The sequence below is a fragment of the uncultured Desulfovibrio sp. genome (assembly GCF_944327235.1).
GTDB lineage: Bacteria > Desulfobacterota > Desulfovibrionia > Desulfovibrionales > Desulfovibrionaceae > Desulfovibrio.
In genome coordinates, this window is the sequence record NZ_CALVHE010000132.1 from 1 (window position 1) to 4,415 (window position 4,415).

The following is a 4,415-nucleotide window of genomic DNA, read 5'->3' on the forward strand; positions in this document are numbered from 1 at the left end:
GCCGCATAGCCATGCGCTATGATCGCTGTGCCCATACATTCCTTTCGGCAATCCATATTGCTGCCATTGTCATTTTTACCTTTAATGAGTCCTGACCCTAGAGTATTTTGCCTTTGAAAAAGGCAAAATGCGAGGCGGCAGCACAGCGCCGCCCGGCCGAAAGTGAGCGGAAAAACCGCGTTTTTTCCGCGAAACGCCAGGCCGTATGGTTTGAAACGCAAAGCGTTTCAAACTGAAAATGCTCTATCGTCCTGTGGACTCGCCTCCATCGTGTTTGTTGTCATAAGCGCGTCATGGCGCGGAGGAGATCGCCGCCCGTGGGACGGCCGTCCCGACGCCGCCCGGACGCAGGGCCGAAGCCGCCAGCCGGTGAGAGAAAAAGAAAGATCAAAGAAATAAATATGCTATACGCCTTATCAGGATTTGCTCTTGCCTTCTGAAACAGAGCGGTATACTAGGTAGGCAACTCAGGAGGATGTCTCTATGGATGACGTTATACTGCTCTCGCGGCTGCAGTTCGCTGTCGCCGTTTTTTTCCATTTCATCTTCGTGCCGCTGACGCTGGGGCTGTCGCTGCTGATTGCCCTCATGGAGACGTGGTACGTCAAGACCGGCAATGAGGTCTGGCGCACGCACGCCAAATTCTGGGGCAAGCTCTTTGTCATCAACTTCACGCTGGGGGTGGTGACGGGGATCACTCTGGAATTCCAGTTCGGCACCAACTGGTCCCGCTATTCGGAATATGTGGGTGATATCTTCGGTTCGCTGCTGGCCATCGAGGCCACGGTGGCCTTCTTCCTTGAATCCACCTTTCTGGCGGTCTGGCATTTCGGCTGGAACCGCGTCGGCAAGAAGGTGCATCTGCTCAGCATCTGGCTGGTGGTCATCGCGGGCAATCTTTCCGCCCTCTGGATCATCCTGGCCAACGGCTTCATGCAGAACCCGCTGGGCTATGTGATCCAGAACGGCCGCGCCGAGCTGGATGACTTCTTCGCCGTACTGTGCAACCCCTACGCCTGGGGCATGTACGCCCATACGCTCATGGCCTCGTGGATGCTCGCGGGCTTCTTCGTGCTGGGCGTGTCGGCCTGGCACCTGCTGCGCAAGAGCCATACGGACTTCTTCCGCATGTCCTTCCGCATGGCCGCGCCCATCACGCTGGTGCTGGCCGTGGCCCTGGCCGCGACGGGCGACCTGCAGGGCAAGACCGTAGCCCAGCTCCAGCCGGCCAAGCTGGCGGCCATGGAATCCCACTGGGAGACCACGACCAACGCGCCTTTCTACATGCTGGTGCTGCCGGACGTGGAGAATGAGCGCAACAGCGTGGAAGCCATCGGCATCCCCGGCCTCATGAGCTGGATCGCTTACGGCGATGCCAATGCCGAGGTGAAGGGCCTCAAGGACTTCCCCAAGGAGGACCGTCCGCCCGTGGCGCCGGTGTTCTGGGGCTTCCGGGCCATGGTGGGTCTTGGCGTGGTCTTCCTCATCCTGGCGGCGGCGGCCACGCTGCAGCGCAAGCGCGACATGCCGTGTTCCGGGCTCATGAAGGCGCTGGTCTGGAATATCCCGCTGCCGTACTTCAGCATCGCCTTCGGCTGGCTGGTGGCCGAAATGGGCCGTCAGCCCTGGATCGTCTATAATCTCATGCGCACCAGCGACGCCGTTTCGCCCGTGCCCGCGGGCAATGTGCTCTTTTCGCTCATCGGCTTCATCGTCGTGTACACCCTGCTGGGCGTGCTCGACATCTGGCTGCTGCGCAAGTATGCCTGCAAGGGCCCCGAGGAGGTCTAGTCATGCTGGAAACACTGCAAATCGTCTGGTTCATCCTCTGGGCGCTGCTCTGGGCCGTCTACTTCGTGCTGGACGGCTTCGATCTCGGCCTCGGCTCTCTCCTGCCCTGCCTCGGCAAGAGCGAGGAAGACCGCCGCATCATGTACAATGCCGCCGGCCCCTTCTGGGACGGCAATGAAGTGTGGCTCATCTCCGCCGGCGGGGTGACCTTCGCGGCCTTCCCCACGGTCTATGCGGTCATGTTCAGCGCGCTTTACGCGCCTCTGCTGCTCCTGCTCTTCGCGCTCATCTTCCGCGCCGTGTCCTTCGAGTTTCGCGGCAAGGTGGAAAGCGCGGCCTGGCGCGGCTTCTGGGATCTCATCCACTTCGTGTCCAACCTTGTGCCCTCCATCCTGCTGGGCGTGGCCTTTGCCAACCTCTTCATGGGCATCCCCGTGGATGCGGAGGGCGTCTATCACGGCAACCTCCTCGGCCTGCTCAATCCCTACGGGCTGGCGGGCGGCGTCTTCTTCCTGGTGATGTTCATGCTGCACGGTTCCCTGTGGCTGGCCATCAAGAGCGAAGGCGACCTGCAGCTGCGCGCCCTGGCCACGGCCAGCCTGCTCTGGCCCATCATGCTGGTGCTGCTGCTGGTCTTCCTCGGCATGACGTGGAGCTATACCCGTCTCTTCGACAACTACTTCGCTCAGCCGGCGCTCTTCCTGCTGCCGCTGGTGGCGCTGGCCGGTCTGGTGGGCGCGCGGGTCATGCTGCGTGCCGGGCGGCTCTGGCTGGCCTGGGCCTGCAGCGGCCTGTACATCGTGGGCGTGACCTTCTTCGGCGTGTCGGGCATGTTCCCCGGCATGATCATCTCCTCGCTGGATCCGGCGGCGACGCTCACGGCCTACAATGCCTCGTCCACGGAGCTGACCCTCAGCATCATGCTGGGCGTGGCGCTGGTCATGGTGCCCATCGTGCTGATCTACCAGTCGTGGGCCTACCACATCTTCCGCAAGCCGGTCACCGGCGAGGATCTGAAGGACGAGCACGCCTACTGATCCTCTTTGCTGAAGCCAACCACTGCGGCGGCTCCCGGTTTTTTCGGGGGCCGCCGTTTTTTTGTGCCGTACCTTACCAAAAGCCAGGCAGGGCAGGGCGTAACGGCCTGAAGGCTGCCGGGGAGCGTCCCCTTTTCGGGCAGGAGAGGTCCATGTTTTCTTAATTGGTTGTAACAAAGGGTGTAAAATGGTTGACAGTGGTTGGATTGGTCTTCATAGTGGTTGCAAAGGAGAATGAAGCACATGGACGCCTTTTCCGCCAAGAGCCCGCAGCGCAGCTATGAGACCCTTCTGTCCCGCTTGCGGGCATTCATGGACGAGCTGCAGCTCAAGCCCGGCGACAAGCTGCCGCCGGAGCGCAGCCTGGCCAGCACCTTCGGGGTTTCCCGCAACAGCGTACGGACGGCCATCCGCACGCTGGCCGACCAGGGCGTGCTGGAGAGCCGCCACGGGGACGGGACCTACGTTTGCAGCAGCGAGACGGATTTTCTGGAAAAGGCGCTGCTGTCGGCCGTGGACTCGGAATGCGCCATCTTTGATGAGGTCATGGAGTTTCGGCGCATCATGGAACCGGCCATAGCGCGGCTGGCGGCCCGCCGCCGTACGCTGGAACAGCTCAACGAGCTCAAGATCATCGTCTGCGACCAGCAGCGGCGGCTCCTCATGGAAAAGGGCGACGGCGACCTGGACGCGCGATTCCACCAGTGTCTTGCGCGCTGCACCGGCAACAGCCTGCTGGCCACGACCATGCAGCGGCTCAATACGGTCTACCAGCCCGGGCGTACGGCGGATCTGCGCTCCGAGGAGTGGCGGCAGTTCTCCATCAGCTCGCATCTGCGCATCATCGATGCGGTGGAACGGCAGGATGAAGAGGCCTGCGAGCAGGAATTGCGCCATCACCTCGGCACGGTCTCGGAGCGTCACCCTCTGGTCACGGCGAGGGATCGGTCATGATGGAAAGTCTTGTGCTCTACGGACTGCTGGGCATCGTGGCCGGGCTGCTGGCCGGGCTGCTGTCCCGCCGTTTCTTGCAGATCTTTTTCGTGGTCTTCCTGACCTATGTGGCCGTGCAGATGCTGCGCGGCAGCCGTCCGTGCGCCAGCCGGGAGCTGCCCGGCGCGTGGGGCATGGGGGCGGCCGGCGGCGTCATCGGCCTCACCTCCAGCCTGGTGGGCATCGGCGGGGGCACGCTCTCCGTGCCCTTCCTGGTCTGGCACAATGTGGAGATGCACCGGGCCATCGGCACGTCCGCGGCCATCGGCTTCCCCATCGCCGTGGCGGGCTGCTGCGGCTACCTGATCAACGGACTGGGGGCGACGGGGCTGCCGCCGCACTGTCTGGGCTACCTCTACCTGCCGGCCCTTTTCCCCCTTGTCGTGTGCAGCATGCTCACGGCTCCGCTGGGGGCGCGCATCGCCCACCGTCTCCCCGTCAGCCGGCTCAAGAGCGCCTTTGCCGTCCTGCTGATCTGCGTCGGGATCAAGATGTTGTGGGACGTCCTGTAATAAAAATTTTGGGTCATGACTAGCAGAGAGGATTCTCTCTGAGCATCTTGAGGAGGAGTTTGTAGATATCCTCATGACGGTG

At 62.3% G+C, this 4,415-nt stretch carries 4 protein-coding genes and 1 pseudogene; all 5 read left to right on the forward strand.

Annotated features, from left to right (window positions below; all coding sequences use genetic code 11):
• A pseudogene (locus Q0K00_RS11410) lies at positions 1–95 on the forward strand (IS5/IS1182 family transposase); the annotation flags it as partial.
• Between the two features lie 388 nt (positions 96–483).
• A complete protein-coding gene (locus tag Q0K00_RS11415) occupies positions 484–1,791 on the forward strand; it encodes a cytochrome ubiquinol oxidase subunit I (RefSeq protein ID WP_297229628.1) in 1,308 nt (435 codons plus the stop codon).
• Between the two features lie 2 nt (positions 1,792–1,793).
• On the forward strand, positions 1,794–2,828 hold the full coding sequence (gene cydB / locus Q0K00_RS11420) for a cytochrome d ubiquinol oxidase subunit II (RefSeq protein WP_297229630.1): 1,035 nt from the start codon (positions 1,794–1,796) through the stop codon (positions 2,826–2,828).
• Between the two features lie 243 nt (positions 2,829–3,071).
• On the forward strand, positions 3,072–3,782 hold the full coding sequence (locus Q0K00_RS11425) for an FCD domain-containing protein (protein ID WP_297229632.1): 711 nt from the start codon (positions 3,072–3,074) through the stop codon (positions 3,780–3,782).
• Positions 3,782–4,333, forward strand: a complete 552-nt coding sequence (locus Q0K00_RS11430; RefSeq protein WP_297229634.1) for a sulfite exporter TauE/SafE family protein — start codon at positions 3,782–3,784, stop codon at positions 4,331–4,333. Before Q0K00_RS11425 ends, Q0K00_RS11430 begins: the two co-directional genes overlap by 1 nt.
• Positions 4,334–4,415: the final 82 nt, after the last annotated feature.